This window comes from Pseudomonas sp. L5B5, from assembly GCF_020520285.1.
Lineage (GTDB): Bacteria > Pseudomonadota > Gammaproteobacteria > Pseudomonadales > Pseudomonadaceae > Aquipseudomonas.
Genome location: NZ_CP084742.1, coordinates 1,656,659 through 1,682,932, shown reverse-complemented (window position 1 = coordinate 1,682,932; position 26,274 = coordinate 1,656,659). Strand labels below are relative to the sequence as shown.

The following is a 26,274-nucleotide window of genomic DNA, read 5'->3' as shown; positions in this document are numbered from 1 at the left end:
TCCGTATCAGTCTGGTTATCAGGTTGTCAGACTAAGTAGTCCGATAAAAAACCGCAGGCTTTGTCTGCGGTTTGTCGTTGTTGGGTCAATCCAGGGTGGGCAGCTCCAGTCCCAGGCGTTTGGCCGAGGCTCGCAGGTGGGCGTCGGCACAGCCGGCGGCGGCTTGGCGATCGCCGGCGGCAATGGCCTGGTACAGGGCCTGGTGTTCCTGGGCGGCGTCCGCGGAACCGCCTACCAGGCGCAGCGCCGAGTTCTCCCAGGCGGTCTTGCGGGCGCTGGCCAGCTGGCTGCGCAGGAAGTCGTGGAAGGCCACGAAGTAATCGTTCTTGCTGGCTTCGGCAATGGCCCGGTGAAACGCCACGTCGGCCAGGGCTGCGGCCTCGAAATCACTGCGCTTGTCGTGCATTTCCTGCAGGGCCTCCTGCATGCGTTGCAGGTCGTCGTCGTCCCGGCGCTGAGCGGCGATGGACGCAGCCTGGGTCTCGATCCACAGGCGCATCTCGAACATCTGTGCCAGGTCCGCCAGGCGCCCGTCGCCCTGGGGAAAGCGGAACACCGTGCCGGCAGGGGTCTTGGAAATATACGAACCCAGGCCCCGGCGAGCGATCAGCACACCGTCGGCCTTGAGCTGGGCAATGGCTTCACGCACCACCGAGCGGCTGACATTGAGCTGTTCAGCCAGTTGCTGTTCGGTGGGCAAGCGCGACTCGGGGGCCAGGCGGCCGGAGTCGATCTCATTGCGGATGGCGTTGACGACCCGGACGACAAGAGAGTCGGGACGCTGGAGTTCGAGCATGGCTAAGCCTTGGAAGTCAGGTTGTCAGACAATAGCCGCTGAGATTTTTTCCTGTCAAGAAAAAACCACGATTGGGGCCGCGGGTGAGTGCAGGAAAATGCCGGTTCAGGCGCTCAGGCGGCAGCCGAAAATCAGGTCATCGAAATCCCGACCGCCGAGTTGGAACGCTCGCTCGTTACGCTGCTTGAGGGCGAAGCCGTTTTTTTCCAGGACCTTGCAGGACGCCACATTACCGTCGGTGACCGTGGCGATGAGGTGCTTGATGCCCAGGGTGTCGCGGGCATGGTCCATCACCGCGCGCAGGGACTCCGCGCCCAGGCCCTTGCCTTGATGCTGGGGCAGCAGCAGGTAGCCGACCTCGGCTTCGGCGGTGTCGCGGTCGCTGATTCGCAGGCCAGTGAAACCCAGGCCTTCACCGCTGTGGCGGTCGCGGATCAGCAGGCACAACCAGTGACTCGAATCCACATCCCAATGGGGCAGGCGCGAGTTGAAGCGTTCCTCGATCTGCGCTCGGGAGAGTGGGTCGAAGACATAACGCAGGTTCTCCGGATCGTTGTGCAGGGTCAGGAACAACTCCCAGTCATTGGCGCTCAGTGTGCACAGGTGCAGGCGTTCGGTGTGCAGTTCCAGCATGGGGCAATCCTTGTCCTTGGGGTGGCGGATGCCGTCACTATACAAATCCAGTCCTCTGTTTGGAGAAAACTCTGATCTTGGCGTTGGATTTTTCGCATAACATTCCGACCTGGTTTCTCGGGGACAGGGCGGGTACGCGTGAATTGGGATGATCTGCGGTTCTTCATTGCGGTCGCCAACGCCAGCAATATCACCGATGCCGGGCGGGTGTTGAAGGTGTCCACGGCGACGGTCTCGCGCAAGATCCTGGTGCTGGAACAGGCCTTGAACACGCTGCTGTTCCTGAAGAACACCCAGGGTTATTTCCTCACCGAGGCCGGTCGCGACTTGTTGCCCATGGCGCTCGAGGCGCAGGAGCGCTTCGGGCAGATGGAGCGCCAGATGGCCCGGCCCGATGCCCGGATGGCCGGGGTGGTGCGCATCGATTGCCCGGAGTTGATGGGCAGTCACCTGCTGATTCCGGCCCTGGCGGAATTTCGTTCGCGCCACCGGGAGATCCGTTTCGACTTCGTCAACTCGGCGCGCTCGGTCAAGCTCACCCAGAGCCATAGCGACCTGGTGCTGCGCTTGCATCGGCCGCAGGCCGGTAGCCACTTCACCTTGCGCAAGGTCGGCACGCTGACCCAGGCGCTGTTCTGCTCTGCAGGTTATGCCCAGGTTCATGGGGTTGCTCAGGCCCCCGAGGATCTGCGACGGCATTCGTTGATCGGCTGGAACGAGACCCTGGCCCATATGCCCCTGGCCCGGTGGCTGGATCAGCTCAGTGGGGGGCAGCCGCTGTGGATGAGCACCGGCAACCTCGAGGCCCAGCTCCAGGCGGTGCAGGCCGGGCTTGGGATCGCCGCCTTGCCCACCTACATCGCCGATCCCATGGGGTTGCATCGGGTATTGCCGCACACGCCCATGCATCGTGCCGATATCTGGTTATTACGCAACCTGGCGACCCAGGGCCTGGATCGGGTCGAGCGGGTGGTGGCACTCATTGACCAGGTGTTGCGCCAGCGGGGTTTGCAAGGCGGTGCCTAGCCCATCTCGTTGCGCAGAAAGATCCAGGCCGCCACGCCCATCAGCATCAGGCCGAACAACAGATTCTGTGCGCTGAGCAACCCCGCACGGGTGCGCAGCAGTCGTTGCAGGCTCGAGCCCATGCAGGCCCAGAGCAGGTGGCCGAACAGATTCACCCCGATCAGCGCGGCGCTGAGCAGCACGACGGCGGCGCTGCCTGCACGGGCGGCCGGGCTGAAGGTGGAGAACATCACCAGCAGCATGATCAGCCCCTGTACGTTGCCCAGTTGCAGCACCACGCCATCGCGGAACAACAGCGTCCGTTCTGGCTCGCCGGGTTTGCGCAGCGGCCGCAGCAACAGGCGCAGGCCCAGCCAGAAGATGTACAGGCTGCCGGCTATCCTCAGGCCCCGCAGCAGCTGCGGGTGTTGCGCGAGACTGTGGTAGAGCCCCAGGCCCACCAGCAGCGCCAGCACGAAGTAGGTCAGATCCAGGCCGATGATGAAACGCAGGGAGCGACGCACGCCACTCTGGGCCCCGGAGCTGGCGACCATCAAGTTTCCGGGGCCGGCGCTCAGGGCCAGGGGCAGCATGGTGGACAGCCACAATGACCAGTTGATGTCGTGGGTCGGGGGCACGTTCGGCTCCTTGAAGGCGGTGCGGATTGCACCGGCGCCAGCTTAAGGCGCGGCCATGGCCGGGGTTACCACCAGGAATGCAAAGTCATTTTGCAGTTTGCGGTTCAGGCTTCGCCGGGGCGTTGCAGGGCATCCTGCAGCCAGGTGCAGAAACTGCGGGTCAGCGAACTGCCTTCGCTGTCGCGGTGGACCAGCCAGGCCCAGGTCGGACCGCGCACGCTCTGTTCGCATAACGGCTGCAGCAATCCCTGGCTGCGGGCCTGCTGGGCCAGCAACTGGCTGACCAGGGCGATGCCGTGGCCGGCGCAGGCTGCGTCCAGCAGCAGGCCCGGATCGGAGAAGTTCAGGCCGTTGCTGTGCTGGCCGATATCCACGCCGCCTTCCACCACCCAGTGGCTCCAGTCCATTTCCCGTTCGCCATGCAAGGTGGTGCGCAGGGCCTGGGGCTGTGCCAGCAGGGAGGGGTGGCAGGCCGGGTACAGCAGGTCGCTGTACAGCTCCAGGTAGCTGCATTCGGCCTGGGCGCTGAGGTCGTCGCGGATCGTCACGTCGATGGTCTGGGTGGTCATGTCCGGTGGCTCGAAGCTGGTGAACAGCCACAGGTCTACCTCCGGGTGCAGGCGATTGAACTCGCCCAGGCGCGGCAGCAGCCAGTGGCGAGCGAATGCCGGGCTGGTGTTGACCACCAGCTGGTTGGGCTTGCGGTACTGCTCCAGGCGACGGATGCCCACGGCCAGTTGCTGCAACAGCGACTGGGTGGTGCTGCGTAGGTCATGCCCGGCATCGGTCAGGGTGACGCTGCGACCGCTGCGGTAGAACAGCGGCTGTTCGAGGAAGGTTTCCAGGCTGCGGATCTGTTGGCTGATGGCCGACTGGGTCAGGTGCAGTTCCTGCGCTGCCTGGTGGAAGCTGCCCAGGCGCGCGGCAGCTTCGAAGCCCCGCAGGGCGTTCAGGGGAGGCCAGTGTTTTAACATGATTAATAAGTCTAGCTAATCAGAATTTCACTAAATCTATCGTTTGTTGGTCGATTTTCAAAGCAATAACATGGGCGCCATTGGTTACACCGGTATTTGTTGGCTGATAACAAAACCTTAATCGAGAGGTGCAAATCCCATGCAAAGCAATGACAGTCGAAACAGCGGTTGGTGGATGCCCGCCGAGTGGGCACCCCATGCCGCGACCTGGATGGTCTGGCCGCATAATCAGGACCTGTGGGAGTCGGTCTGGGGTGTGACCCTGGCTGAAGTCCAGGCCGACTTTGCCCGGGTGGCCAATGCCATTGCCCGTTTCGAGCCGGTGAAACTGGTGGTCGATCCCTCGGCGGTGGCGGTGGCCCAGCGTCAGTGCGGGCCCAACATCGAGCTGGTGATCCAGGCCGTGGACGACAGCTGGTGCCGCGATTCCGGGCCAAGTTTCGTCTGTCATCCTCGACATGGGCTGGCCGGCGTCAGCTGGCGCTTCAACGCCTGGGGCGACAAGTCGGCCCACGAACGCGATCGCAGCCTGGCCCGGCGCCTGCTGGACCAGTTGGGGCTGGACTGCTTCGGTACCCACCTGGCCAACGAAGGCGGGGCCATCCATGTGGACGGTGAAGGCACCCTGATTACCACTGAGTCGGTTCTGCTCAACCCCAATCGCAACCCGGGACTGGGCAAGGCCGAGATGGAAGAGATCTTCGAGCGCCTGCTTGGCGTGAAAAAGACCATCTGGCTGCCCGGCGATCCGGATTACGTGACCGGCGACATGACCGATGGCCACGTCGATGGTGTCTGTGCCTTTGCTCGTCCCGGCCTGCTGCTGGTCGATGCCACCCATGACCAGGGCTCGGTGTACGCCGAGGTGGTGCGCGAGAACCGCCGCGCCCTGGAATTGGCCCGCGATGCCCAGGGTCGCGCCTTCGAGCTGGTCGAACTGTTCGAGGCCACCGCCGCGGTAGACACCGAGGCCGAGGTGTTCTGCGCGTCCTACACCAACTTCTACATCGCCAATGGCGCGATCATCATGCCGGCCTACGGTATCGAGGCCGATCAGGTCGCGGCCGAAGTCCTGGCCAAGGCCTTTCCCGGACGCCAGGTGGTACCGGTGCAGATCAACCACCTGGCCCATGGCGGCGGGGGCGTGCATTGCATTACCCAGCAGCAGCCACGCTGGCCGCTGGAGGTGTCGGCATGAGCATCTTGACAGTCGCGACCCTGCAGATGCCCTGCACCTGGGACCTGGCGGGCAACCTCGAGCGTGCCGAGCAACTGGTGCGTGAGGCCGCGGCCCGGGGTGCCCAGGTCATCCTGCTGCAGGAGCTGTTCGCCACGCCGTATTTCTGCATCGAACAGCAGCACCAGCACCTGGCGCTGGCCGAGGAATATGGCCAGAGCCGGGTCCTCAAGCGCTTTGCCGCCCTGGCTGGTGAGCTGGGGGTGGTGTTGCCGCTGAGCTGGTTCGAGCGAGCCGGCACGGCCTACTTCAACTCCCTGAGCGTGGCCGATGCCGATGGGCGCCTGCTGGGGGTGTACCGCAAGACCCACATCCCCAACGCCGTCGGCTACCAGGAAAAGGAGTACTTCAGCCCCGGGGATACCGGCTTCAAGGTCTGGGACACGGCATTCGGCCGCCTGGGCATCGGCATCTGCTGGGACCAGTGGTTCCCCGAGACGGCCCGCTGCCTGGCATTGCAGGGCGCCGAGGTGTTGCTGTTCCCCACGGCCATCGGCTCCGAACCCGGGGCGGCCGACCTGGATTCGCGCGACCACTGGCAGATGACCATGCGCGGGCATGCCGCTGCCAACCTGTTGCCGGTAGTGGCGGCCAACCGGGTCGGTCGGGAAGTGGCCCGCAGCGACTCGCAGTTGCATATGGCGTTCTACGGCTCCTCGTTCATCTGCGACCACAAGGGCCGCCTGCTGGCCGAGGCCGATCGCGAGAGCACCGGCATGCTCCTGCACGATCTGGATCTTTCGGCCATGGCCGAGGAGCGCCGGACCTGGGGCATCTTCCGCGATCGCCGGCCGGAAATGTACGGACCGTTGCTGAGCCTCGACGGGCAGCACCTGCACTCACGCTGGAACCCTCGGGAGGCATGACCATGAACCGCATTGGCAGCACTTGGCGACACCGTCTGGGCGGTACGCTCGCGCTACTTCTGATGGCATTGCAGGTCCAGGCCGCCCCCGAGGAAAAGACCTTGCGCCTGTACAACTGGGCTGACTATTTCGCCGAGGACACCCTGGCGCGATTCACCGCCGAAACCGGGATCAAGGTGATCTACGACGTCATGGAAGGCAGCGAGGTCCTGGAGGCCAAGCTGATGACGGGCGGCAGTGGCTACGACCTGATCTTTCCCGGCGATACCGTGGCTGAGCGCCTGATGCGCGCCGGCAGCCTGCAGGCACTGGACCCGGCCCGGCTGACCCAGCTGGACGACATCGAGCCCGGCCTGCAGACCTTGCGCGTGCAGTACCCGCGGGCCAGCCAGGCCACCGTGCCCTATACCTGGGGCACCATTGGCCTGACCTACAACGCCGGGCAGATTGCCCAGCGCCTGCCCGACGCGCCGGTCAACAGCCTCGACCTGCTGTTCAAGCCGGAGCTGGCGGCGCATTTCGCCGACTGCGGGATCTCGGTGATCGACTCGCCCGATGAAGTGCTGGCCGTGACACTCCATTACCTGGGGCGCGATCCGCGCAGCGCCAAGCCGGCGGACCTGCAAGCGGCCGGCGAACTGCTGCTCAAGCTGCGTCCCTACATCCGCAAGTTCCAGTCACAGCCCGTCACCGACCTGGTCAATGGCAACCTGTGCCTGTCCCTGGGCTACAGCGGGGACGTGACCCAGGCCCAGCGCGCCGCCGATGCGGCCGGCAAGCAGGTGGACTTCCAGTACCGGATTCCCCGTGAGGGCACCACGGTGTGGATGGACACCATGGCGATCCCCAAGGATGCCCGGCATCCGGAATACGCCTATGCGTTCATCAACTTCGTCATGCGCCCGGAAAACATGGCGGCCATCAGCAACTTCACCGGCTACCCCACGGCCAACGCCAAGGCGCGGTCGCGGATCGATCCACGGATGGTGGGTAACCCGGACATCTACCCGGATGCCGCGACCTTTGCCCGGCTGCTGCCTGGGCGCGACATTCCCCAGGCCGACATGCGGGCACGGATGCGTACCTGGACCCAGTTCAAGACGGCTACGATGAAAGCACCCTGAGCCGTTTCCCTTCATGCAATCCCTTGAGAGTAAGACCGATGTCGACCCGACGTGAATTCATCAAACAGGCCTCGCTGATGGCCGGTTTCGCCGCCGTGACTACCCTGGGCCTGGGCGCCCGTCGGGTCCTGGCCCAGGAACAAGCACAGGAAGAGGAGGACTGGTCCATGCCTGACGAAGGCGATCGTCACCAGCGGGCCTTCATGGCCTTTGGTGCCCAGGACGCGATCTGGGAAGACTTCACCGGCGACGTGCAGGAAGCCCAGGGCCGTATCGCCCGGGCCATCGCCGCCCATGAACCGCTGACCCTGTTCTGCCGCGAAGATGAGCGCGACCTGGCCGAGGAGCTGTGTGGCACTCGCAACATCACCTATGTGATCACCGAGCTGGACGACATCTGGATGCGCGATATCGGCGCCAACTTCGTCGTCAATCCACGTGGCGAGCTGGGCGCGGTGGACTTCAACTTCAATGGCTGGGGCAACAAGCAGCGCCACTCCAGTGACGCCCGCCTGGCGCGGCAGGTGGCCGACGGCGCGCGCGCCACCTACCTGCGCAGCGAGCTGGTGGGCGAGGGCGGTGGCATCGAAGTGGACGGCCATGGCACCGGGATCATGACCGAGAGCAGCTGGGTCAACCGCAATCGCAACCCCGACTGGAGCAAGGCTGAAGTCGAGGCCGAGCTCAAGGCGTGCCTGGGCCTGCGCAAGATCATCTGGCTGCCGGGGATCAAGGGGCACGACATCACCGATGCCCATGTCGATTTCTATGCACGCTTCGCCGCGCCCGGGGTGGTGGTGGCCAACCTCGACAACGACCCGGACTCCTACGACTACGCGGTGACCCGCGCGCATCTGGAGATCCTGCGCAACGCCACCGACGCCGATGGTCGCAAGCTGCAGGTGCACACCCTGTCGCCGCCGCTGAACCCGCGCAAGAGTCGTTTCAGCCGGGGCAATGACGACTTCGCCGCCGGCTACATCAACTACTTCGTCATCAATGGCGCGGTGATTTCTCCGGAGTTCGGAGATCCGGTGGCCGATGCCAAGGCCCGGCAGCTGCTCACCCAGCTGTACCCCGGACGCGAGGTGGTGCAGTTGGATATCGATGCGATTGCGGCGGGAGGTGGGGGTATCCACTGCGTGACTCATCAGCTGCCGGCACTTTGAGCCTGAAATTGAAAGTGGTCTGCTGCCAAGGCTGGAATTGGCCTGATAAAACAGGCCGTTCTCCCCCTAGGCTGGCGTTCTTCGATATTCCCGGGAGGCAGTGGTCTTCCCGGTTTTCCATGAGGAGCGTGTGATGAGCGATCAACAGCAGGCGGTAACGGTACGTGCCATTCGACCTGAAGACCATGAACAGTGGCAGCCACTCTGGCTGGCCTACCAGGACTTCTACCAGGTGGACCTGCCGGAGCAGGTGAGCCAGCGGACTTTCGAGCGGTTTCTCGATTGCGCCGAACCGGTGCATTCGGCCGTGGCGGTGCAAGGTGATGAGTTGGTGGGGTTCGTCCATTCGGTGCTGCACCGCTCGACCTGGGCCACCGGTGATTTCTGCTACCTGGAGGACTTGTACGTGGCGCCGCAGGTTCGCGGTGGCGGCACCGGCAAGCAGTTGATCGAGTGGGTGCAGGCGTTCGCTCGCCAGCACGATTGTGCACGGCTGTACTGGCATACCCACTCCACCAACAAGCGGGCCCAGAAACTCTATGACTGGGTGGCGGCCAACTCCGGATTCATCGAATACCGGATGCCCCTCTAACTCCTCGCCGATCCTGGCGGCGCTTGCGCAGCCTGCGGCACCAGGCAAACCATGGATGCAACTCTGGCGGCTCGTGCCGAGCCGTGCGCAGCCTGCGACAGCGGCTACACGAAGCCTGTAGCCGCTGTCGAGCCATGGCGAGGCTGCGCCCGGTCGCGCAGCGGCCGCAACAGGCCCGGAAAACTACGGTTGCTGGTTGAACACCAGGGCTTTCAGGCCGCACTGCGGGTCGGCATCGGGGAATTCCGGCGGGTTGTCCAGGCGCTGCTCGAAGCGCAGCCCTGGCGCTGCCTCGGCCATGCCGTCCAGCAGGAACTCCACGCTGAACGCCGGATCGTTCATGCAGGCCAGCACCCGGCCCGTCGGTGTCAGCAACTCCGGCAGGCGCCGCAACACCCGCGCGTAATCCTTGCTCAGCACGAAGCTGCCTTTCTGGAATGACGGTGGATCGATGATCACCAGATCGTAGGGGCCACCTTGCCTGACCTTGCCCCACGACTTGAACAGGTCGTGGCCGAGGAAACTCACCTGTGCCAGATCATGGCCATTGAGCCGGTGGTTGTCGCGGCCACGGCTCAGGGCGGCCCGCGACATGTCGAGATTGACCACCTTCTCGGCGCCACCCGCAATGGCGGCAACGGAGAAGCCGCAGGTGTAGGCGAACAGGTTCAGTACCCTCTGGCCCCGGGCATTGGCCCGCACCCAGTTGCGCCCGTAGCGCATGTCCAGGAACAGGCCGTTGTTCTGCTTGCTGCCCAGGTCTACCCGATAGTCCAGGCCTTCCTCGGTGATGGTGCAGGACTCCACTGGTTCGCCCAGCAGCCACTCGGCCAGGCTGTCGGGCAGGTAGCGGTGTTGCAGCATCAGGCTGGTGGCGCCGCTGGCCCGCCATTGCGCAGTCGAGCCCAGCGCCACCAGCACTTGCTGCAAGGCCGCCAGGTGCTCGGCTTCCGGCTCCTTGAACAGTGACACCAGCAACACGCCCTGCAGCCAATCGACGGTCAGTTGCTCCAGGCCCGGCCAGCAGCGCCCACGGCCGTGGAACAGGCGCCGGGTCTCGCTCGGGACGTCAGCCAGGGCATCCTGCAGGTGTTGGTTGAGGGTGGCGAGGGCTTGAGGGTTCATCGGCGCGACCGGCAATTTTTCGGGGCGGCATTTAACCACAATTGCCGGGCAACGAGGCCCAGTCGATGTATTGCGGTCGGCCCATGGCCCGCCATTGCGCCAATCGCTTTTCGAGCCGCGGCGCGAGCAAGTCATAGTTGCTCCAGCTGTTCTCCACCCGGTAGATCGTATCGGGGGCCGGCGCCAGGAGCTGCTCATAGTCCTCGCTGTAGCGGCCGTCGTGATTCTTTCCCGCGTAATAGGCGACAGCGAAGGCATTGCCTTCGGCGTTGAAGTCTTCGTCGTAGAGCTTTTCATCAAGCATCTTGAACAGGAACTCACGGCCGTCGAGGTTGCGCGAGCGCAGTTGCGCCAGTTCCGCGGCGGCATCCTCTTCAAGTTCTTCGCTGGCAAAGCCGTTGAGCAGCATCCAGGCCAGGAACAGGCCGATATGGGTGGCCCCGGCGCTCGGTGGCAGGTCGCTGGGGAAGTCACCGCCGTAGTGCCAGGAGGCGTCATCGTATTTCATCGGGCATGGGTCCTTGTGTACATGCGATTCAAAGAAGGGTGTTTGTCCATTTCTCGGTGCCGGCCAGGCGGCGCTTGACGTTGTCGATCCGCCATTGCCCGGCCACCAGCTTGACCAGGAACCGGTACTCGTAGCGCAACCTTCGGGAAGCCGGGTCGCGCATCAGCACTTCGGCCTGGCTCGGCTTGAGCCGCTGGCAGGCCAGCAGTTCGCTGTCCTTCGAATAGGTGGTGGGCGAGCCGTAGGACGAGCGGGCATAGGCCCTGTCGCGCAAAGTACAGAAGCGTTCCAGCAGCTGTTGGGGTTCGGCCCAGAAATCCTGGTCCAGGCCGTTGCGAGCCTGGGCCTTGCCGCGCCGTTCCCAGGCTTCCAGGGCCAGGGTGTAGGCCCGTACCTGGGTGACCGGATCGGCGCTGCTGTGCGCATCGGTCGGCAGTTCCGGCCACGGCAGGTGCGGGGACGGCTGCACCGGGGCCTGTTCCCCGGCACCGGCTTCTGCCAACAACTGCATGATCCGCCCATGGCCTTTTTCTTGCGCCAGGGACCAGGCGTTGCGTTGCTCGAAGTCCAGTTGCCGGGGATCGGCGCCGGCCTTGAGCAGCAGGCCGACCATTTCCGCGTGACCGCCCTGGGCGGCGTTCATCAAGGCGCTGCGTCGCAGGTCGGGGGAGGCCTGGTCGAGGGCCGCGCCATGTTCGATCAGCAGCTTGGCGATGGCGCAGTCACCGTTGCCCGCAGCCCAGGACAGCGCGCTGTAGCCCAGGGCCTTGCAGGGTTGTTGCAGGTTGGCGCCGCGCTGCAGCAGCAGCGCCACGGTGGGCAGGCGCCCGGCGATGGTAGCGGCCAGCAGTGCGGTGCGGCCGGTGCCCTTGTGCTTCCATTCGATATCCGCGCCGGCATCCAGCAGGCGGGTCAGTGCTGCGAGGTCGCCGCGAGCGGCAGCTTTTTCCAGAAGGTGGGACAAGGTCGGGAATCCGTTCGATCAACAAAAACTCGGCGCAATGGTAACGCCGCGATGCCCGGGTTTGCCATGACAGCTTGAGCGTGGACGCCTTGCAGGGCCTTGAGTAGGATGGCGCCTTCGCTTGCATTCCCCCGTGTGTCGCGGGCGAACCAGGCCTTTGCCCGTTGCCGACAGACTACTTTCCAAGCAGGAGTCCAGGATGTTCAACGCCATTGTGATCGACAAAGACACTGCAGGTTATCGCGCTGATGTGACGCAGCTGGAAGAGGCCCGGTTGCCCGAGGGCGATGTCGGCGTGCGGGTCGCCTACAGTACGCTGAACTACAAGGACGGCCTGGCGATGACCGGCAAGAGTCCGGTGGTGCGCCAGTTCCCGATGGTCCCCGGGATCGACCTGGCGGGCACGGTGGAGTCCAGCAGCCACCCGCGCTTCCGGGTGGGCGATCAGGTCTTGCTCAACGGCTGGGGCGTGGGTGAAAGCCATTGGGGCGGCCTGGCGCAGAAGGCCCGGGTGCAGCAGCCTTCACTGCGCGCCAGGCCATGGCCATCGGCACCGCCGGTTATACCGCGATGCTGTGCCTGGTTGCCCTGGAGCGTAACGGCCTGCGTCCGGGGCAGGGCGAAGTGCTGGTCACTGGTGCCGGCGGCGGGGTCGGCAGTTTTGCCGTGAGCCTGCTGGCGCGCCTGGGGTACTCGGTGATCGCCGCTACCGGCCGGCCCCATGAGGCTGACTACCTCAAGCAGTTGGGCGCCAGCCAGATCATCGAGCGTGCCGAGTTGTCCCAGCCTGGGCGGCCATTGGCCAGGGAGCGCTGGGTGGCGGCAATCGACTCGGTGGGTAGCCATACCCTGGCCAACGTCTGCGCCGGCACCGCCGCCGATGGCCTGGTGGCCGCCTGCGGGCTGGCCCAGGGCATGGACTTCCCGGCCTCGGTGGCCCCCTTCATCCTGCGCGGGGTTAGCCTGCTGGGGATCAACAGCGTCACCCGGCCCTACGAGGAACGGGTCCATGCCTGGCAGCGGCTGGCCGCCGAAGTCGACCGCGATCACCTGGAACTGATCACCCGCGAGGTGGCGCTTGGCGAGGCCATCGGTGTTGCCCAGGAGCTGCTCGACGGCAAGGTCCGTGGGCGGGTAGTGGTCAATGTGAACCGCTGATCCTCTCTGGCAACATCGCGCGCGGCTGCTCCGCGCGCCTACCGAACCGCTGAGCCTGATAACAGCCGGTCGGTGGATGCCCGGGCCGCCGTGGCCCTTTTTTCGTAGCCCTGATTCGAGGTTGTCCGCGCATGTCCATCGCCACCCAGCGACCGCTCTGGCAGGTGTACCTGATCTTCCTGCTACCCATGGTGCTGTCGAACTTCCTGCAGTCGTTCTCCGGCACGCTCAACGGCATCTACATCGGCCAGTTGCTGGGAACCCAGGCCCTGGCGGCCGTGTCGGGAATGTTCCCGATCCTGTTCTTTTTCATCGCCCTGGTGATTGGCCTCGGCGCGGGGGCTTCGGTGCTGATCGGACAGGCCTGGGGCGCCCGGGAGCTGGATACCGTGAAGTCGGTGGCCGGCAGCACGCTGTTGCTCGGGGCCCTGATCGGCCTGGCGGGGGCGGTGCTGGGCAGCCTTTTCGCCCGCCCAGTGCTACAGGGGCTGGGCACCCCGGCGGACGTGCTGGATGACGCCGTGGGTTACGCCCGGGTGATGATGCTGATCCTGCCGCTGCTGCTGGTCTTCGTGCTCTTTACCCAATTGCTGCGCGGTGTCAGCGATACCCTGTCGCCGTTGCTGGCGCTGATCGTTTCGACCGTGGTAGGGCTGCTCCTGACCCCGGCGCTGATTCGCGGCTCGCTGGGCCTGCCGCCCCTGGGCATCCAGAGTGCAGCCTTTGCCGGGTTGGCCAGCAACATCATCGCCATGGGGTTTCTGGCCTGGCGCCTGAAGGGCCGGCCCCATCCGCTGGCGTTGGACCGGGCGCTGTTCGCGGCGCTGAAGCTGGACCGGGCGATATTGGCCAAGGTGTTGCGCATCGGCTTGCCCACCGGGGTGCAGATGGTGGTGATCTCGCTCTCGGAGCTGGTGATCCTGGCCCTGGTCAACCACCACGGCTCCCAGGCCACGGCGGCCTACGGCGCGGTGACCCAGATCGTCAATTACGTGCAGTTCCCGGCGCTGTCGATCGCCATCACCGCCTCGATCCTCGGTGCCCAGGCCATTGGCGCCGGCCAGCTGGAGCGGATCACGCCCATCCTGCGTACCGGGCTGCTGATCAACCTGTGCCTGACTGGGGCCCTGGTGCTGCTCGGCTACCTGATTTCCCATTGGCTGCTGGGGCTGTTCATCATCGATCCGGCGGCCCTGGTCCAGGCCGGGCACCTGTTGCACATCATGCTCTGGAGCCTCCTGGTGTTCGGTTTCCAGGCGGTGGTGGGCGGCATCATGCGGGCCAGCGGCACGGTGCTGATGCCGGTGGCGATCTCGATCTTCTGCATCCTCGGGGTACAGTTGCCGGCGGCCTACCTGCTGGATGCGCACTTCGGCCTGCAGGGCGTATGGATGGCGTTCCCGGTGGCCTACCTGACCATGCTGGTGCTGCAGACCAGCTACTTCAAGCTGGTCTGGCGGCACAAGAAGATCCAGCGCCTGGTCTGACGCGTAGCCTCAGGGATGCCGGGCGCCGGGTGGTTGTGTACGGCGCCAGCGGGTCACCACCAGGTACAGCAGCGGACCGATGGAGACAAAGACGGCTGTCAGCAACAGGTATGGCAGCACCGAGATCGCCGGTCGCCCCCGGGCGCGGGCGTCGGCCAGCATCCACAAGCCGGCCAGGAGTGCCATCAGGTACAGGTCGATCACCACTTGTGCGGTGTCCGGGCGCGACAGCAATTGCAGGCCGAACTGCAGCAACGACTGCTCGGCCTGCAGCAGGGTGAACAGGGTGTAGCCGCCGAAAGCCAGCAAGGCCAGGAGCGCAGGGTAGGGGCGGGGCATGGGTTGTCCTCGGTCATGGATGGGGGAAGCTCGGGGTTCGGTCAGGCACGGTGCCCAGGTCCAGCAGCAGGTACCCCAGGCCGGCGCCGGCGCAGCCGTAGATCAGGCCCTGGGACAGCAGCGAATCGAACAGGTACAGCGGGTGTTCCTGCAGGCGGTAATGCAGCCCGGCGTGGACCAGGGCGAATCCGGCCAGCCAGCGCCGGCTGGCGCGCCGGACCCGGGGCCGGGGATGTCCGGCCAGCAGCATCAGGGCCATGCACAGGGGCACATGCAGGGCAATGAACAGCGTCCGGGCCTGGGCCGGCTCGAGGTCGCGCAATCCGTACAGCAGGCGCCATTCGGCCTGGGCCACGGCGTCCAGTTCATGGCCGGCGAACAGGGCGATGCACAGCAGCCAAAATGTGTTTCTCACGGCAATACTCCTTGAACAACGCAAGGCGAACAGGCTAAGTGGCGAGCGCCGTGCCACTCAATGACCCCCCAGGTCATAGACAGCGACAGGCAGATCCGCTGTGCTGCACCGATGTGCACCTCTCTCAAGGACCGAACGATGACGAACCGCAACGATCAGGACTCGCCGCCTGGGGCCAGCCCGCTTATCCGCCAGGCAGTGCCTGCGGATGTGCCGGCCATGCTCGAATGCGATACCTATGCCCGCAGCCATCCGGCGCGAGGCCAGGCGGTCGACGAAGCTGTCGGACGTGGCCAGGGCTTCGTCGAAGTCGCGGCCGGGCAGATCGTCGGCTACCTGCTGCTCAGCCATGACTTCTTCGAGCACGGTTTCGTTTCGCTGGTGGTCGTGGCGCCCTGGCAGCAACGCCAGGGCGTCGCGCTGCGGCTGTTGGCGGCGGCGCAACAGGCGTGTCGTACACCGCGGCTGTTCATTTCCACCAACCAGTCGAACCAGGCTTCCCGGGCCTTGATCGCCAAGGCGGGTTTCCAGCCCAGCGGGGTGATCGAGAACCTCGACGAGCAGGACCCTGAGCTGATCTTCTGCAAGACCGTCCATGACCAGTAACCTTGATCACCCCGGTACCGATTGCCTGTCGGTGGGCGGCCAGTTGCGCCAGCTGCGCCGGCAGGCCCGCCTGAGCCAGTTGGACCTGGCCTTGCAGGCGGGCATGTCGCAACGGCACCTCAGTTGTGTCGAGACTGGTCGGGCCCAGCCCAGCCCCACCTTGTTGCAGCGCTTGCTGGACACCCTGGAAACACCCCTCGAGGTGCGCAACCGAGTGTTTCTCGCCGCTGGCTATGCACCGCGTTATGCCGCGCTGCCCTTGAGCGACCCGGGGCTGGCCCCGGTGCGCACGGCGTTGCTGCATCTGCTCGAGGCCAACAACCCGGCCCCGGCCATCGTCATCGACAGCACCTGGCAGGTGCTGGCGGCCAATCGCGGCACCCAGGCCCTGTTCCAGTTGCTGGGCCTGCCTGGGCAGGCGCTGGGCGAGGGCTTCAACCTGCTGGAGACGTTGTTGGCGCCTGGTGGTTTTGGCGACTGCCTGATCAATGCCGAACAGATGCGCCAGGTGGCCTGGCAACGGGCAGCCCGGGAAGCCGGCCAGGTTCCCGGGTTGGCGGCGCTGCTGGCGCGCTTGCCGGTGCCCCAGGCGACGGAGCCGGCCGAGCTGTCCACGCCGCTGTTGTTGACCCGGGTGCACGGCCCGGCGGGCGAACTGCGTTTTCTCTCCACCTTCACCACCTTCGGCATGCCCCAGGACATCACCGTTGCCTCGCTGCGCATCGAGCACCTGATACCGGCCGACGAGGTCACCTGGCAGGCCTTGACCCGGGCCTGCGCCGAGGCGGCGGGCAGCTAGAGCACTGGAGCGGGCTCCAGGCAGATGCCCGGGGTCACCCCGATGCCGGCCAGGACCATCTGGGTCAGGGTCCTGGCGACATCCTGGAAGTCGTCGTCGGTGGGTTCGCCACTGCCGCGAATCAAGGCGATCTGCCAGCCGAGGGTGGGGTAGGTCTGGGTCGCCGAATCGATGAACAGCAGCAGGTGCTCCGGGGCGACGGGCTGGATCAGGCCACGCCCCATCCAGTTGCGCAGGCAGGCGATGGCGTTGTGGTGCTGGGCCTGCAGGGCTTCGCGCCAGGTGGCTGGCAACTGCTGGGCACCATGCAGCAATTCGCTGCAGAGGATCTTCGAGCGCAAGGGATAAGCCTGGATGATCTGCAATCGTGCGGCGATGTAGGCGCCGAGCGCGGCCGTCGGTACGGCGCTGGCAGACAGCAGTGCCGAAGCCTGGCGCAGGGGTTCGAGCAATGGCTTGAGAACCTCGGCGTAGAGGTTTTCCTTGGTGTGGAAGTAGTAATAGAGATTGGCCTTGGGGACGCCGGCCTGCAGGGCGATGTCCAGCGTCTGGCAGGCGCTGAAACCCCGGGCGGCGAACTCGCTGCAGGCTGCGTCGAGAATCAGTTGCCGATGGCGCAATCGGGACTGGCGCTCACGTCCAGGTGGTCGGGGAGGGGCGAGTGCGGGAGAAGAGGGCGCAGGCATGGGGGCATCTCGTGATTCGATTTCGCAATATACAAAAGTATATAGCGATGCGTCTGCCCCGACTTCAACGGCTTGGGCGCCTGCCATGAGGCTGAGGGGGGAATCGGGGCCGGCTGGCGACCCCGGGGCTTTCACGCGCGACGGTTGCGCAGCCAGCGTCGCGTCAGCCAGGCATACACCGACAGGTTGATCAGCAGCACCAGGCCGCCGAGCCACAACTGGATACCCGGGGTCAGCCCGGCAGGGTAGATCAGTGGAATCAAGTAGTGCTCGATGAAGCCGGCTTCGTAGCCTTGTTGCCCGGCGGCATGGCGGAGCAGGTTTTCCCAGCGGGTCAGTGGGCACTCCAAGTGGCCGACTTCCACGGCTACGCCCCAGGCTGCAGCGGGCAGGTGCAACAACATCATCCGGGGATGGCGCAGCACCAGCAGGCCGCCCAGCAGGACGAAAATGATGAAGGACAGGTGGAACAGCACCAGGCTGTCGGCGGCAATACGGTAGAGCATGAGGGTTCCTTGGGCGGGGCAGACAAGTCCATGGCGCGAGCGCCGGGGCAATATACCGGTGTCGCGCTACCTATACTGAAAAAAGCTCAGTGCGGACCGGGTCCGGCACTGCATTCAGGGAGGGGCTGGTGGTGTGCTCACAGGCGCTGGATAGCGTTCACGGCAGGGCCTGGCTGGTCGCCCTCGGGCTGCTGGCGTTGGTGGGCTGCGCCGGTCGCGCCCCTGAACCCGTGGTGCAGGCCCCGGTTGCCGCGGCCACCTGGCAGCAGGTGGACCGTGCATTGCTGCAGGCTTCGCGCTCTGCCACCTTGCAGGCCGAAGTCTATGCCCAGGGCTCCATGGACCAGTGGCGGACCCGGGTCTACCAGCAGACCGACGAGCACTTCATTCCCTGGTTCAGTGGTTACTGGACCCAGGAGTGGTTGTCGCTGAAGGTCGGCTGGTACTCGCTCAACAGCCGCGACAGCGACCAGGCTTCCAGGCGCCTGGCGCTGTATCTGCAAGAGCAGTATCAGCAGCGGGTGCTGGTGCCCGTGGCGCTGGAGATCGATGCCGACCAGATCACCGCGCAGGCCATGGAGTTCTATGTGCAGTTGCTGCGTCAGCAGCTGGCGCTGACCACGGGTGCTCTGCAACTGCCAGCCGTGCAGTTGGACCAGCACCTGGAGCGGATCACGGCCATCGACCTGGGGCCCCAGGCGAGCCAGCGGGCCAGTCTGCGGCAACTGCTGCAGGTCGAGCCGATCGCCCGGTTGCCGGCCTATGGTCCGCTGCTGCAAAGGTTGCGTGTGCCCGAGCAGGCCTCGGGCACCTCGGGCGTGCCGCGGGTTGCGCAACAGACCAGCGACAAGCTCCAGGCCCAGTTTGCCGGACGCGGAGTCGCCGGCGCGGTGGCCGCCGCCGTGGGACGGGTGGCCGGGGCGTTGATCTCGGTGGGCGTGGCCGGTGTGCGGGCGCTGGTCCAGGACAACGATCGCCAGGATCTGCAGGCCCAGACCCGGCGCGACCTGGGCGAAGCGTTCGACCAGGCCTGGCTCAGGCAGTTGCATGATCCGGAGCACGGAGTCATGGCCGGGGTGCATTACCTGGGGCGCCAGCTCGAGGGCCAGTTGCAGGCGGCGCCAGTACCGCAGGGGATGGAAGGCGTGCCGTGACGGGGCTGAAACCCGCACTCCCTGGACCGGAATGCGGGGCTTGTGGTCGGTTCTGCCCCAGGTTCAGCTCACCACGCGATAGCAGGGCACGTAGGCCGCGCCGCCCGGCAGCTTCATGCGGTGCTGCTCGACGAAGGCTTCGAGCAGCTGGTCCAGGGGCTGCATGATCGCCGGGTCGCCGTGGATGCTGTAGGGACCTTTTTGCTCGATCAGGCGGATGCCCTGGTCCTTGACGTTGCCGGCGACGATGCCGGAGAACGCCCGGCGCAGGTTGGCCGCCAGTTCATGAGGTGGCAGGGCATGGCTCAACTTGAGGTTGGCCATGTTCTCGTGGGTCGGATCGAACGGATGCTGGAAGCCTTCGTCGATCTTGAGCAGCCAGTTGAAGTGGAACGCGTCGTTGCGCTCGCGCCGGAACTGCTTGACGGTCTTCAGGCCCTCGGTCATCTGTCGGGCGACTTCGGCCGGGTTGTCGATGATCACCTGGTAGTGCTGGCCGGCCGCTTTGCCCAGGGTCGCCAGCACGAAGGCGTTGAGCTGTTCCAGGTACGGCGCCGCGCTCTTGGGCCCGGTGAGGATCACCGGGAACGGCAGGTCGTGGTTGTCCGGGTGCATCAGGATGCCCAGCAGGTAGAGAAACTCCTCGGCGGTGCCCGCGCCACCCGGGAAGATGATGATGCCGTGGCCGACCCGGACGAAGGCTTCCAGGCGTTTCTCGATGTCCGGCAGGATCACCAGCTCGTTGACGATGGGGTTCGGCGCCTCGGCGGCGATGATCCCCGGCTCGGTCAGCCCCAGGTAGCGGCTGTTGCTCATGCGCTGCTTGGCGTGGGCGATGGTGGCGCCCTTCATCGGTCCCTTCATCACGCCCGGGCCACAACCGGTGCAGATGTCCAGTTTGCGCAGGCCCAGCTCGTGGCCGACCTTCTTGGTGTACTTGTACTCGTCGGTGTTGATCGAGTGGCCACCCCAGCACACCACCATCTTGGGCTCCACGCCGGGGCGCAGGGTGCGGGCGTTGCGCAGGAGGTGGAAGACGTAGTCGGTGATGCCCTGGGAGCTTTCCAGGTCGATGCGCTGGCTGTCCAGTTCGTTGGCGGTATAGACAATGTCGCGCAGGGCGCTGAACAGCATTTCCCGGGTGCTGGCGATCATCTCGCCGTCGACGAAGGCATCGGCCGGGGCGTTCAGCAGTTCCAGGCGCACGCCGCGGTCCTGCTGGTGAATTCGTACTTCGAAATCGTGGTAGGCGTCGAGGATGGTCTTGGCGTTGTCGACGTGGGCGCCGGTATTGAGGATGGCCAGGGCGCACTGGCGGAACAGTGTGTAGATGCTGCCGGAGCTGGCGGCGCTCAGTTGCTGCACTTCACGTTGCGAGAGGGTCTCCAGGCTGCCTTTCGGGCTGACCGAAGCATTGATCACATGTCTTTGCGGCATTCATCCATTTCCTGAAAGCGGCGACACCGGGTCATGGCCAGGTGGCGCAGAAGAGCGGGGCAGTGAACAGGGCCATCCGTATCGGGAGGCCGGGTTTCCAGCGGTTGGGCAAGAAAACGATGGTCGCTGCGAAGGTGTTCGCTGCTTGAATCTACCTCATGACGAACCACCGTGGCGGGAAAAATGATGAGTCGCGGCCTGGCCCATGGTTTTCGGGGAGGGTCACAGGATGCCGGCCCGCTGCGGATCGATCACCGGCGAGGCGCCGGCCCGCGCCAGGCGTTCCAGCAACTGCGGGTAGCCTTCGGTCTCGGCCCAGTTGTGTTCATCCGGGGTCATGCCCACCAGTTGCAGGAAGTCGAAGCGCCCGGAGAGCAGTTGCTGCGTCCCGGCAAAACCTGGCGCGGCGATGAACAGCACGCTTTGCAGCTGGCTGGTGCTGCCGTCGATGGGATTGCCCAGGCGCATGCGATCCCATTCATCCAGCAGCGGTCGCTCGCCGAAATGGCCGGCGGCCAGCAGCAACTGATAGGCGCAGAAATGGCGCAACAGGTACAGCGCCCAGGGTGATTGCTCGCGGGTTTCCAGCAACAGCTCGCGGCCCAGGCCGGACCAGCCCTCGGCATTCGGGTGTTCGTCGTGCCAGGCATTGGACAGCCCCGAAGTGACGTACAGCCAGCTGTCGTGGCGGGCGTTGGGCGGCGACTCGAAGACCCCATGGGTCAGCCAGCGCGGGTCGACTGCGGCGTCGCGGAACAGGCTCATGTCCAGGGGATGGATTCCCGGGCCGAGGTCACCGAACAGCTTGCGATAGACCTGTTCTTCGCGTTGTCCCCAGGCGGCTTCGAACCACGGGAGGTCTTGGGTATCCGACATGTTGGAGCGTCCTTGAAAGAGGCGGGCGGCCCGTTGTGGACCGCCCGGTGGTCAGGCAAAGGCCTGGTCCAGCAGGTGAGGCAGTACTTCGCCGGCCCTGCCCACCAGGTTGTATTCCCCCGGGGCAGTGCAGGGTTGGGGCTGCGGGTTGATATGCACCACGCACGCGCCTTGTTGCAGGGCCAGGTGGGGAATCCGCGCCGCTGGTTGAACCAGCCCGGAGGTGCCCACCGATAGCAGCAGGTCGCACTCGCGGGCGGCCTGGACGGCACGCTTGAGCATTCGCTCCGGCAGCGCTTCCCCAAACCACACCACCCCGGGCCGGATCTTGCCGTTGCAGCCGGTGCAGCGCGGCGGCTCCAGGCGGGCGCCTTGCTCGGGCAGCGACGGCAGGGGCAATGGGCCGGTGAAGGGGCGGTGGCAGGCGAAGCACTTGGGAGCGTGCAGGCTGCCGTGCAGGTGCAGCACATCGAGGCTGCCGGCACGCTCGTGCAGGTCATCGACATTCTGCGTGATCAGGGTCAGGCGCGGCAGGCGACGAGCCAGTTCGGCGATGGTCAGGTGGGCGGCATTGGGCTGGGCCTCAAGCACCTTCTGGCGCCGCCATTCGTACCAGCCCCAGACCAGGGCCGGGTCCTCGCGAAAGGCCTGTACCGTGGCCAGGCGCGCGGGATCGAAGTGTTCCCAGAGGCCGGTCAGGGCATCACGAAAGGTCGGGATGCCACTTTGCGCCGAGACCCCGGCACCGCTGAACACCACCACGTGCCTGGCCCGCGCCAGGCGCTTGGGATCGAACTCCATGAAATGACAAGCCTCCGTTCATTCATCGCCGATTGCGCTACTTGGGTGAAGCTGGCGGGGCTGGCATTATCCGCCGACGGTCACGGCAAGTGAATTTATCTTCGCAGTACCGCTCATAAGTGTGTCGGCGGCTTGGCTCGCCCATCCAACCTGCCAGGGAGTGTCACTCATGCATTCAACTTCACCCATGAACAACGGTGCTTGCAGGCGCTTGATCCTGGTGGTGGAGGACGAGCCGACGGTCCTGGAGTTCCTGTGCGAGATCCTGGTAGACGAAGGGTATGCCACCCAAGCCCTGGAAAGTGCCGATCAGGCCTGGGAGTTCCTGGGCGAGCGGGCCTCGGACGTGGCGCTGCTGCTGACCGATATCACCATGCCAGGCCGGCTCAATGGCGCGAGCCTGAGCAACCTGTGCGGCGAGCACTGGCCCGGGATGCCGATCGTGGTGATGTCGGGTTTCGAGACCCCCGAGAGCTCCGGGGTACGTTATCCGGTGTCGTTCATCCGCAAGCCCTGGACCATTGGCCAGATTCTGGATTGCGTCGAGGGTGCGCTGAGGTCGGCCCGGGGTTGAGGCATCGCGCCTTACCCCGGCCAACTGCCGCTGTTACTCCTTGACGCTCATGAACTCCCGCGCCCAGACGATGTACTCCTCGGGCTGGGTGTAGGTGTGCGCCAGTTCGGTGGCGCTCAGGTCCGAGGCCTGGGTGAAGATCTGCCGCTGCTCGCGCAGGCAGTCGTAGGTGGCCTTGATCGCGGCGAAGTAGGCGGCGTGCCCGTCGACTGCGATCTTCACGCCCAGCTGCGCCAGGCGGGCGTCGTCGCGCAGTGCCGGGTTGCCGTAGGTCACCAGCATCAGCGGCACGCTCAGGTGCTCGGAGATCTGTTCCAGTTGCTCGAAGTCGCGGATGCCGACCATGCAGATGGCGTCGGCGCCGGCGCGTTCGTACTGCTGGGTACGGCTGATGATTTCCTGCACCGGGAGGATCCCGGCGTTCGTCCGGGCGATGATCGCCAGTTCCGGATCGATCCGGGCTTCCAGCGCTGCGCGGATCTTGCCGACCCCTTCGGCAACGGAAATCAGATCGGTGGACTTGCGGCCAAATTGCGCCGGCAGCAGGGTGTCCTCGATGGTCAGCGCAGCGATGCCGGCGCGTTCCAGTTCGACCACGGTGCGCATCACGTTGAGGGCGTTGCCATAGCCGTGGTCGGCGTCGGCGATCACCGGCAGCTGGGCCACGCGGCCGATGCGGGTGGCCTGCTCGGTGAATTCGCTGAGGGTGATCAGGGCGAAGTCGGGGGCCGCCAGGACCTGCAGCGAGGCTACGGAGCCACCGAGGATGCCCACTTCAAAACCCAGGTCGGCAGCGATTCGGGCGGACATCGGGTCAAACACAGAAGCAGTGTGATAGCAGGAAGAAGAGGCGATCAGTTCACGGAAACCGCGGCGCAAATCTTGATGGGAAAGCCTGGACATAACAGCTCCGAGATGGGATCGAGAGATCGACCTTCAGGTCGAGTCGAATTTTGCAATCAGTTCCCTTGGCGAGCCGATGATCGAACGGTTCGCGGCGAAACGTTGGTTGGGCAGATGAAGGTGAAGCAAGAGGAGTAGCAAGGCGTCTTTATCCCGCTTGGTTGGATGAAACTGCGGGTTTGTTATGCGAGGCCGACATAGCAGGACGAGGCTAACATGCTCCGGGGCCGTAGATGATGAGGAATTTGCATAGCATTATGCCGGACTGGCATTGGAAATTTTTTAGCAACTTAATGTTACAAGTGCTGTGCAAGCCCTCCGCCGTGCTCCGGGCCGGGTGCCTGGCACTTGTCGATTCGAGGTAAATCGAGGAAGCTGCCGCGCCTCGGATTGCGGCCATCCAGCGGCGCAACGTTTTCACTTCAGGGATGCAGGCAATGACGCTCAGGGTGTTGGTGGTCGGTGGTTATGGCAATTTTGGCAGCATCATTTGTCGCTACCTGATCCACAGGCCCGGTCTGCACCTGGTGATTTCCGGACGTGACCCGGTGCGCCTGGCAGCCAAGGTCCAGGCCTTGCGCGCGGAGGAGGGCCAGCCTTGCGAAGGCTGGTGCGGCGACGCCATGGGCGAGGAATGGGGGCCGGCGCTCAAGCGCTTGGGCATCGACTGGGTGATCCATACCGGCGGGCCGTTCCAGGGGCAATCCTATGCTGTGGCGCGCGGCTGTATCGAGGCCGGGGTCAACTATTGCGACCTGGCCGATTGCCGGCAATTCGTCGGTGGTATCGGCGCCCTCGATGCCCAGGCCCGGGCAGCCGGGGTAGCAGTGCTCAGCGGCTGCAGCTCGGTACCGACCCTGTCGGCCGCGATCATCGATGAGCATCGCCAACGCTTTTCCCGGATCGAGCGCATCGAGCACGGTATTTCCTCTTCGGCGAAAATGCCCGGGCTGTCCACCATCCTCGGCGTGCTGGCCTATGCCGGCCGGCCGATCCTGCAACTCAAGGATGGCCAGCCGCACCCGGTGATCGGCTGGCAGGGCCTGACCCTGCGCAAACTGCCACGGCTGGGCACCCGGTTGGTGGCCAATGTCGATGTGCCGGATCTGGACCTGTTCGCCGCGCGTTATGGCGCCCATACCTTGTCATTCAAGGCAGGCGCCGGGCTCAAGGTTGCCGGCCTGGCCAACGCCGCGCTGGCCCAGGCGGTGAAGCTGGGGCTGGTGCGCGACCCGGCGCCGTGGGCCGCACGCCTGCATCGCTGCGGCACCTGGTTCGAGTGGCTGGGCGATGGCCTGAGTGCCATGTACGTTGATGTGCATGGCCTGGGCCAGGATGGCCAGCCATTGTCGATGACCGCGCAACTGACCGCCGCCAATGATCACGGTCCGGAGATTCCCAGCTGCGCAGCGGTAGCGGTGGTGCTCAAGGTGCTCGAGGGCCAGTCGCTGCTCCCGGGGGCCCGCGCCTGCGCGGGTGAAGTCAGCCTGGAGCAGTACCTGCGGGCCATCGACGATCCGGCCAACCTGCAGATGCAGGTCGAGTTCTCACGCCAGGCGGGCTGATCGTGCCTCACCACAGCAGCGGCTTGGCCAGGTCTTTCCAGAACAGCCAGCGCTGCACTTCATGGTGCTCGCCCGTGCCGATCTGCCAGGCCGGGCGGCCACGGTCCAGTTCGATGCGCACGATGATCCCGGCATAGGTGGCGGCCACCAGGGACTTGCCATCGGGGCTGATGTCCATGGCACTGAACGTCGAGCCGATATAGTGCTGCCAGCGTTCCTCGCCAGTGTCGCTGAAGGCCCGCAGGTAACCGTAGGCATCGCCGATGATGAACTCGTCGCCCCGTGACGCCGCCGCGTATACCCGAGCGCCTTGCTGCAACACCGGGGTGCGCGGGTCGTCGCTGTAGAAGTCGGTGGCCAGGCCCGGCAGGTCCGCCACTGCCACCCCCAGGCTCGCGCCGCCATAGAAGTGGCAAGCGTTGAGCAGCAGGCGGTCGCCGCGCTGGTTGAAGTACGCGAAGTGCGGGTACTCGCTGGCAGGGCCGATCTCGGCCACAGGTTGCAGGCGGGCATCGAACACCAGGTGGGAACCGCATTGTTCGCCCACGGCGATCCACTGGCCGTCCGGCGACACTGCGCCATGCTCCATGGACAGGCCGATGGTCAGGTCATCGGGGGCCACGCCATCGGCCAGGTCCTGCTGGATGTCCTCCAGCCGGCGCAGCAGGCGGGTGGCGCCATCGGCCGCCAGGACGAAGATGCCGTCGGCGCCCACCAGCAGCACTCTGCGCCCGTCCGGGAATGGAATCAGGCTGCTGGGGCTGGGATGCCCGGTGTCTTGCAGGTCCAGGCCCTGGGGCAGGCCGGCATGGCCATCGGGCCAGGGAAAGCTCGCCACCTGCGGGCCATTCCAGCCGTCGGTCACCTGCACGCCCTCGGCCTGCGCCCAGGCGACATAGCGCCGCCGCGGGCACATGCCGAAGAATTCCACGTGTTCCAGGGTCTCGACCTGGTCGTTGACGATATGCACCACGGAGCCGGCCTCGTAGGGCGCTCCGATGCGTGCCAGCAAACTGCCGTCCGGCAACAGGGCCAGGGCTGGAATCATCCGTCCCTGGCTTTCCAGGCGCGGCAACAGCGGGAAGTGCGCGGGCGGCCAGTCCTGGCGAAAGGCCTGGCGCGCGGCTTCATCGTGGGGCCCCTGATTGCTTGCTTCCAGAGCTGCCTGCCAGGCCGGCAGCAGGTGGGCGCTGTCCGGCATGCGAGGTTCCTGCAGGCCGTCGAAGCCCTCTCGCGTGCCGGTCTCGACATAGCGGTTGATGCGCTCGGCGTACATCAGTACGGCTTGGTGCCATTGCTGTTGCGGGGAGAGATTCGAATTCGACGAGGACATGCGC

Annotated in this window: 28 protein-coding genes and 1 pseudogene; 13 read left to right on the top strand and 16 right to left on the bottom strand. The window is 65.3% G+C overall.

The features are described from left to right. Nucleotides 1–85 precede the first annotated feature (85 nt). Nucleotides 86–796, bottom strand: a complete 711-nt coding sequence (locus LGQ10_RS07570) for a FadR/GntR family transcriptional regulator (protein WP_226525168.1) — start codon at nucleotides 794–796, stop codon at nucleotides 86–88. A gap of 105 nt (nucleotides 797–901) precedes the next feature. Further along, complete coding sequence (locus LGQ10_RS07565) at nucleotides 902–1,429, bottom strand: GNAT family N-acetyltransferase (RefSeq protein ID WP_226525167.1); 528 nt, start codon at nucleotides 1,427–1,429, stop codon at nucleotides 902–904. Between the two features lie 138 nt (nucleotides 1,430–1,567). Here LGQ10_RS07565 and LGQ10_RS07560 point away from each other — a divergent pair, with 138 nt between their 5' ends. Continuing rightward, nucleotides 1,568–2,455 (top strand): LysR family transcriptional regulator, encoded by an 888-nt coding sequence (locus tag LGQ10_RS07560; RefSeq protein WP_226525166.1) that lies wholly within the window; start codon nucleotides 1,568–1,570, stop codon nucleotides 2,453–2,455. On the opposite strand, the gene LGQ10_RS07555 is transcribed toward LGQ10_RS07560, so the two are convergent. Together LGQ10_RS07555 and LGQ10_RS07550 are read right to left on the bottom strand one after the other, a co-directional pair. Next, on the bottom strand, nucleotides 2,452–3,072 hold the full coding sequence (locus LGQ10_RS07555) for a LysE family translocator (RefSeq protein WP_058435816.1): 621 nt from the start codon (nucleotides 3,070–3,072) through the stop codon (nucleotides 2,452–2,454). The two genes, LGQ10_RS07560 and LGQ10_RS07555, sit on opposite strands and share 4 nt — an antisense overlap. Before the next feature lie 104 nt (nucleotides 3,073–3,176). After that, on the bottom strand, nucleotides 3,177–4,046 hold the full coding sequence (locus tag LGQ10_RS07550; protein WP_226525165.1) for a LysR family transcriptional regulator: 870 nt from the start codon (nucleotides 4,044–4,046) through the stop codon (nucleotides 3,177–3,179). A gap of 139 nt (nucleotides 4,047–4,185) precedes the next feature. On the opposite strand from LGQ10_RS07550, the gene LGQ10_RS07545 reads away from it, so the two are divergent. From LGQ10_RS07545 to LGQ10_RS07525, 5 genes are all read left to right on the top strand, one after another. After that, on the top strand, nucleotides 4,186–5,244 hold the full coding sequence (locus LGQ10_RS07545) for an agmatine/peptidylarginine deiminase (RefSeq protein WP_226525164.1): 1,059 nt from the start codon (nucleotides 4,186–4,188) through the stop codon (nucleotides 5,242–5,244). After that, nucleotides 5,241–6,149 (top strand): N-carbamoylputrescine amidase, encoded by a 909-nt coding sequence (gene aguB / locus LGQ10_RS07540; protein WP_058435813.1) that lies wholly within the window; start codon nucleotides 5,241–5,243, stop codon nucleotides 6,147–6,149. The genes LGQ10_RS07545 and aguB overlap by 4 nt, the downstream gene beginning before the upstream one ends. A gap of 62 nt (nucleotides 6,150–6,211) precedes the next feature. After that, entirely contained in the window at nucleotides 6,212–7,273 is a 1,062-nt protein-coding gene (locus LGQ10_RS07535; RefSeq protein ID WP_226526105.1) for an extracellular solute-binding protein, read from the top strand. 38 nt (nucleotides 7,274–7,311) lie between these two features. Then, nucleotides 7,312–8,442, top strand: a complete 1,131-nt coding sequence (locus LGQ10_RS07530) for an agmatine/peptidylarginine deiminase (RefSeq protein ID WP_226525163.1) — start codon at nucleotides 7,312–7,314, stop codon at nucleotides 8,440–8,442. Between the two features lie 133 nt (nucleotides 8,443–8,575). After that, on the top strand, nucleotides 8,576–9,034 hold the full coding sequence (locus tag LGQ10_RS07525; RefSeq protein WP_058438986.1) for a GNAT family N-acetyltransferase: 459 nt from the start codon (nucleotides 8,576–8,578) through the stop codon (nucleotides 9,032–9,034). A 183-nt stretch (nucleotides 9,035–9,217) separates the two neighbouring features. On the opposite strand, the gene LGQ10_RS07520 is transcribed toward LGQ10_RS07525, so the two are convergent. Genes LGQ10_RS07520 through LGQ10_RS07510 form a run of 3 tightly spaced genes read right to left on the bottom strand, consistent with a single transcriptional unit; the run spans nucleotide 9,218 to nucleotide 11,631 of the window. Further along, the gene (locus tag LGQ10_RS07520; protein ID WP_226525162.1) at nucleotides 9,218–10,159 is read right to left on the bottom strand and encodes a class I SAM-dependent methyltransferase; all 942 of its coding nucleotides are present in this window, start codon (nucleotides 10,157–10,159) and stop codon (nucleotides 9,218–9,220) included. Nucleotides 10,160–10,190: 31 nt separating this feature from the next. Further along, nucleotides 10,191–10,667 carry a hypothetical protein gene (locus LGQ10_RS07515; RefSeq protein ID WP_058435214.1) on the bottom strand — a complete coding sequence of 159 codons (477 nt, stop codon included), beginning with the start codon at nucleotides 10,665–10,667 and terminating at the stop codon, nucleotides 10,191–10,193. A gap of 28 nt (nucleotides 10,668–10,695) precedes the next feature. Next, nucleotides 10,696–11,631: an ankyrin repeat domain-containing protein gene (locus LGQ10_RS07510; protein WP_226525161.1), complete on the bottom strand. Its 936-nt coding sequence runs from the start codon at nucleotides 11,629–11,631 to the stop codon at nucleotides 10,696–10,698. Nucleotides 11,632–11,830: 199 nt separating this feature from the next. Here LGQ10_RS07510 and LGQ10_RS07505 point away from each other — a divergent pair. Beyond that, nucleotides 11,831–12,789 (top strand): annotated as a pseudogene (locus LGQ10_RS07505) (MDR family oxidoreductase). A gap of 131 nt (nucleotides 12,790–12,920) precedes the next feature. Continuing rightward, a complete protein-coding gene (locus LGQ10_RS07500) occupies nucleotides 12,921–14,276 on the top strand; it encodes an MATE family efflux transporter (RefSeq protein ID WP_226525160.1) in 1,356 nt (451 codons plus the stop codon). Between the two features lie 9 nt (nucleotides 14,277–14,285). Here LGQ10_RS07500 and LGQ10_RS07495 read toward each other — a convergent pair whose 3' ends face one another. Both LGQ10_RS07495 and LGQ10_RS07490 read right to left on the bottom strand, forming a co-directional pair. Then, nucleotides 14,286–14,615, bottom strand: a complete 330-nt coding sequence (locus LGQ10_RS07495; RefSeq protein ID WP_058435218.1) for a hypothetical protein — start codon at nucleotides 14,613–14,615, stop codon at nucleotides 14,286–14,288. 13 nt (nucleotides 14,616–14,628) lie between these two features. Continuing rightward, entirely contained in the window at nucleotides 14,629–15,030 is a 402-nt protein-coding gene (locus LGQ10_RS07490; protein ID WP_226525159.1) for a DUF6713 family protein, read from the bottom strand. A gap of 138 nt (nucleotides 15,031–15,168) precedes the next feature. Between LGQ10_RS07490 and LGQ10_RS07485 the strand changes: the two genes are divergently transcribed. Both LGQ10_RS07485 and LGQ10_RS07480 read left to right on the top strand, forming a co-directional pair. Then, on the top strand, nucleotides 15,169–15,636 hold the full coding sequence (locus LGQ10_RS07485; protein ID WP_058435220.1) for a GNAT family N-acetyltransferase: 468 nt from the start codon (nucleotides 15,169–15,171) through the stop codon (nucleotides 15,634–15,636). Further along, entirely contained in the window at nucleotides 15,626–16,435 is an 810-nt protein-coding gene (locus tag LGQ10_RS07480; protein ID WP_226525158.1) for a helix-turn-helix domain-containing protein, read from the top strand. Before LGQ10_RS07485 ends, LGQ10_RS07480 begins: the two co-directional genes overlap by 11 nt. Here LGQ10_RS07480 and LGQ10_RS07475 read toward each other — a convergent pair. Beyond that, nucleotides 16,432–17,121: a TetR/AcrR family transcriptional regulator gene (locus LGQ10_RS07475; RefSeq protein WP_226525157.1), complete on the bottom strand. Its 690-nt coding sequence runs from the start codon at nucleotides 17,119–17,121 to the stop codon at nucleotides 16,432–16,434. The two genes, LGQ10_RS07480 and LGQ10_RS07475, sit on opposite strands and share 4 nt — an antisense overlap. A gap of 131 nt (nucleotides 17,122–17,252) precedes the next feature. Further along, the gene (locus LGQ10_RS07470) at nucleotides 17,253–17,627 is read right to left on the bottom strand and encodes a DUF2784 domain-containing protein (protein ID WP_058438265.1); all 375 of its coding nucleotides are present in this window, start codon (nucleotides 17,625–17,627) and stop codon (nucleotides 17,253–17,255) included. Nucleotides 17,628–17,755: 128 nt separating this feature from the next. Here LGQ10_RS07470 and LGQ10_RS07465 point away from each other — a divergent pair, with 128 nt between their 5' ends. After that, complete coding sequence (locus tag LGQ10_RS07465) at nucleotides 17,756–18,781, top strand: hypothetical protein (RefSeq protein ID WP_226525156.1); 1,026 nt, start codon at nucleotides 17,756–17,758, stop codon at nucleotides 18,779–18,781. Between the two features lie 63 nt (nucleotides 18,782–18,844). Here LGQ10_RS07465 and ppnN read toward each other — a convergent pair whose 3' ends face one another. From ppnN to LGQ10_RS07450, 3 genes are all read right to left on the bottom strand, one after another. Then, the gene (ppnN, locus tag LGQ10_RS07460; protein WP_226525155.1) at nucleotides 18,845–20,218 is read right to left on the bottom strand and encodes a nucleotide 5'-monophosphate nucleosidase PpnN; all 1,374 of its coding nucleotides are present in this window, start codon (nucleotides 20,216–20,218) and stop codon (nucleotides 18,845–18,847) included. 222 nt (nucleotides 20,219–20,440) lie between these two features. Next, a complete protein-coding gene (locus LGQ10_RS07455) occupies nucleotides 20,441–21,094 on the bottom strand; it encodes a suppressor of fused domain protein (RefSeq protein ID WP_226525154.1) in 654 nt (217 codons plus the stop codon). 51 nt (nucleotides 21,095–21,145) lie between these two features. After that, nucleotides 21,146–21,895, bottom strand: coding sequence for an SIR2 family NAD-dependent protein deacylase (locus LGQ10_RS07450; RefSeq protein WP_226525153.1), 750 nt, complete (start codon nucleotides 21,893–21,895; stop codon nucleotides 21,146–21,148). A 169-nt stretch (nucleotides 21,896–22,064) separates the two neighbouring features. Between LGQ10_RS07450 and LGQ10_RS07445 the strand changes: the two genes are divergently transcribed. Continuing rightward, nucleotides 22,065–22,469: a response regulator gene (locus LGQ10_RS07445; RefSeq protein ID WP_058437143.1), complete on the top strand. Its 405-nt coding sequence runs from the start codon at nucleotides 22,065–22,067 to the stop codon at nucleotides 22,467–22,469. Between the two features lie 33 nt (nucleotides 22,470–22,502). On the opposite strand, the gene LGQ10_RS07440 is transcribed toward LGQ10_RS07445, so the two are convergent. After that, on the bottom strand, nucleotides 22,503–23,372 hold the full coding sequence (locus tag LGQ10_RS07440; protein WP_058437142.1) for an isocitrate lyase/PEP mutase family protein: 870 nt from the start codon (nucleotides 23,370–23,372) through the stop codon (nucleotides 22,503–22,505). Between the two features lie 437 nt (nucleotides 23,373–23,809). Between LGQ10_RS07440 and LGQ10_RS07435 the strand changes: the two genes are divergently transcribed. Beyond that, the gene (locus LGQ10_RS07435; RefSeq protein ID WP_226525152.1) at nucleotides 23,810–24,937 is read left to right on the top strand and encodes a saccharopine dehydrogenase family protein; all 1,128 of its coding nucleotides are present in this window, start codon (nucleotides 23,810–23,812) and stop codon (nucleotides 24,935–24,937) included. 7 nt (nucleotides 24,938–24,944) lie between these two features. On the opposite strand, the gene LGQ10_RS07430 is transcribed toward LGQ10_RS07435, so the two are convergent. Continuing rightward, nucleotides 24,945–26,270, bottom strand: coding sequence for a PQQ-like beta-propeller repeat protein (locus LGQ10_RS07430; RefSeq protein ID WP_226525151.1), 1,326 nt, complete (start codon nucleotides 26,268–26,270; stop codon nucleotides 24,945–24,947). Nucleotides 26,271–26,274 lie beyond the last annotated feature (4 nt).

What these genes read in the sequence shown, in the direction of transcription:
- LGQ10_RS07570 (WP_226525168.1), bottom strand. Translation starts at nt 796, where the DNA reads ATGCTCGAACTCCAGCGTCCCGACTCTCTTGTCGTCCGGGTCGTCAAC.
- LGQ10_RS07565 (WP_226525167.1), bottom strand. Translation starts at nt 1,429, where the DNA reads ATGCTGGAACTGCACACCGAACGCCTGCACCTGTGCACACTGAGCGCC.
- LGQ10_RS07550 (WP_226525165.1), bottom strand. Translation starts at nt 4,046, where the DNA reads ATGTTAAAACACTGGCCTCCCCTGAACGCCCTGCGGGGCTTCGAAGCT.
- LGQ10_RS07545 (WP_226525164.1), top strand. Translation starts at nt 4,186, where the DNA reads ATGCAAAGCAATGACAGTCGAAACAGCGGTTGGTGGATGCCCGCCGAG.
- aguB (WP_058435813.1), top strand. Translation starts at nt 5,241, where the DNA reads ATGAGCATCTTGACAGTCGCGACCCTGCAGATGCCCTGCACCTGGGAC.
- LGQ10_RS07535 (WP_226526105.1), top strand. Translation starts at nt 6,212, where the DNA reads ATGGCATTGCAGGTCCAGGCCGCCCCCGAGGAAAAGACCTTGCGCCTG.
- LGQ10_RS07530 (WP_226525163.1), top strand. Translation starts at nt 7,312, where the DNA reads ATGTCGACCCGACGTGAATTCATCAAACAGGCCTCGCTGATGGCCGGT.
- LGQ10_RS07525 (WP_058438986.1), top strand. Translation starts at nt 8,576, where the DNA reads ATGAGCGATCAACAGCAGGCGGTAACGGTACGTGCCATTCGACCTGAA.
- LGQ10_RS07520 (WP_226525162.1), bottom strand. Translation starts at nt 10,159, where the DNA reads ATGAACCCTCAAGCCCTCGCCACCCTCAACCAACACCTGCAGGATGCC.
- LGQ10_RS07515 (WP_058435214.1), bottom strand. Translation starts at nt 10,667, where the DNA reads ATGAAATACGATGACGCCTCCTGGCACTACGGCGGTGACTTCCCCAGC.
- LGQ10_RS07500 (WP_226525160.1), top strand. Translation starts at nt 12,921, where the DNA reads ATGTCCATCGCCACCCAGCGACCGCTCTGGCAGGTGTACCTGATCTTC.
- LGQ10_RS07495 (WP_058435218.1), bottom strand. Translation starts at nt 14,615, where the DNA reads ATGCCCCGCCCCTACCCTGCGCTCCTGGCCTTGCTGGCTTTCGGCGGC.
- LGQ10_RS07485 (WP_058435220.1), top strand. Translation starts at nt 15,169, where the DNA reads ATGACGAACCGCAACGATCAGGACTCGCCGCCTGGGGCCAGCCCGCTT.
- LGQ10_RS07480 (WP_226525158.1), top strand. Translation starts at nt 15,626, where the DNA reads ATGACCAGTAACCTTGATCACCCCGGTACCGATTGCCTGTCGGTGGGC.
- LGQ10_RS07475 (WP_226525157.1), bottom strand. Translation starts at nt 17,121, where the DNA reads ATGCCTGCGCCCTCTTCTCCCGCACTCGCCCCTCCCCGACCACCTGGA.
- LGQ10_RS07470 (WP_058438265.1), bottom strand. Translation starts at nt 17,627, where the DNA reads ATGCTCTACCGTATTGCCGCCGACAGCCTGGTGCTGTTCCACCTGTCC.
- ppnN (WP_226525155.1), bottom strand. Translation starts at nt 20,218, where the DNA reads ATGCCGCAAAGACATGTGATCAATGCTTCGGTCAGCCCGAAAGGCAGC.
- LGQ10_RS07455 (WP_226525154.1), bottom strand. Translation starts at nt 21,094, where the DNA reads ATGTCGGATACCCAAGACCTCCCGTGGTTCGAAGCCGCCTGGGGACAA.
- LGQ10_RS07450 (WP_226525153.1), bottom strand. Translation starts at nt 21,895, where the DNA reads ATGGAGTTCGATCCCAAGCGCCTGGCGCGGGCCAGGCACGTGGTGGTG.
- LGQ10_RS07445 (WP_058437143.1), top strand. Translation starts at nt 22,065, where the DNA reads ATGCATTCAACTTCACCCATGAACAACGGTGCTTGCAGGCGCTTGATC.
- LGQ10_RS07440 (WP_058437142.1), bottom strand. Translation starts at nt 23,372, where the DNA reads ATGTCCAGGCTTTCCCATCAAGATTTGCGCCGCGGTTTCCGTGAACTG.
- LGQ10_RS07435 (WP_226525152.1), top strand. Translation starts at nt 23,810, where the DNA reads ATGACGCTCAGGGTGTTGGTGGTCGGTGGTTATGGCAATTTTGGCAGC.
- LGQ10_RS07430 (WP_226525151.1), bottom strand. Translation starts at nt 26,270, where the DNA reads ATGTCCTCGTCGAATTCGAATCTCTCCCCGCAACAGCAATGGCACCAA.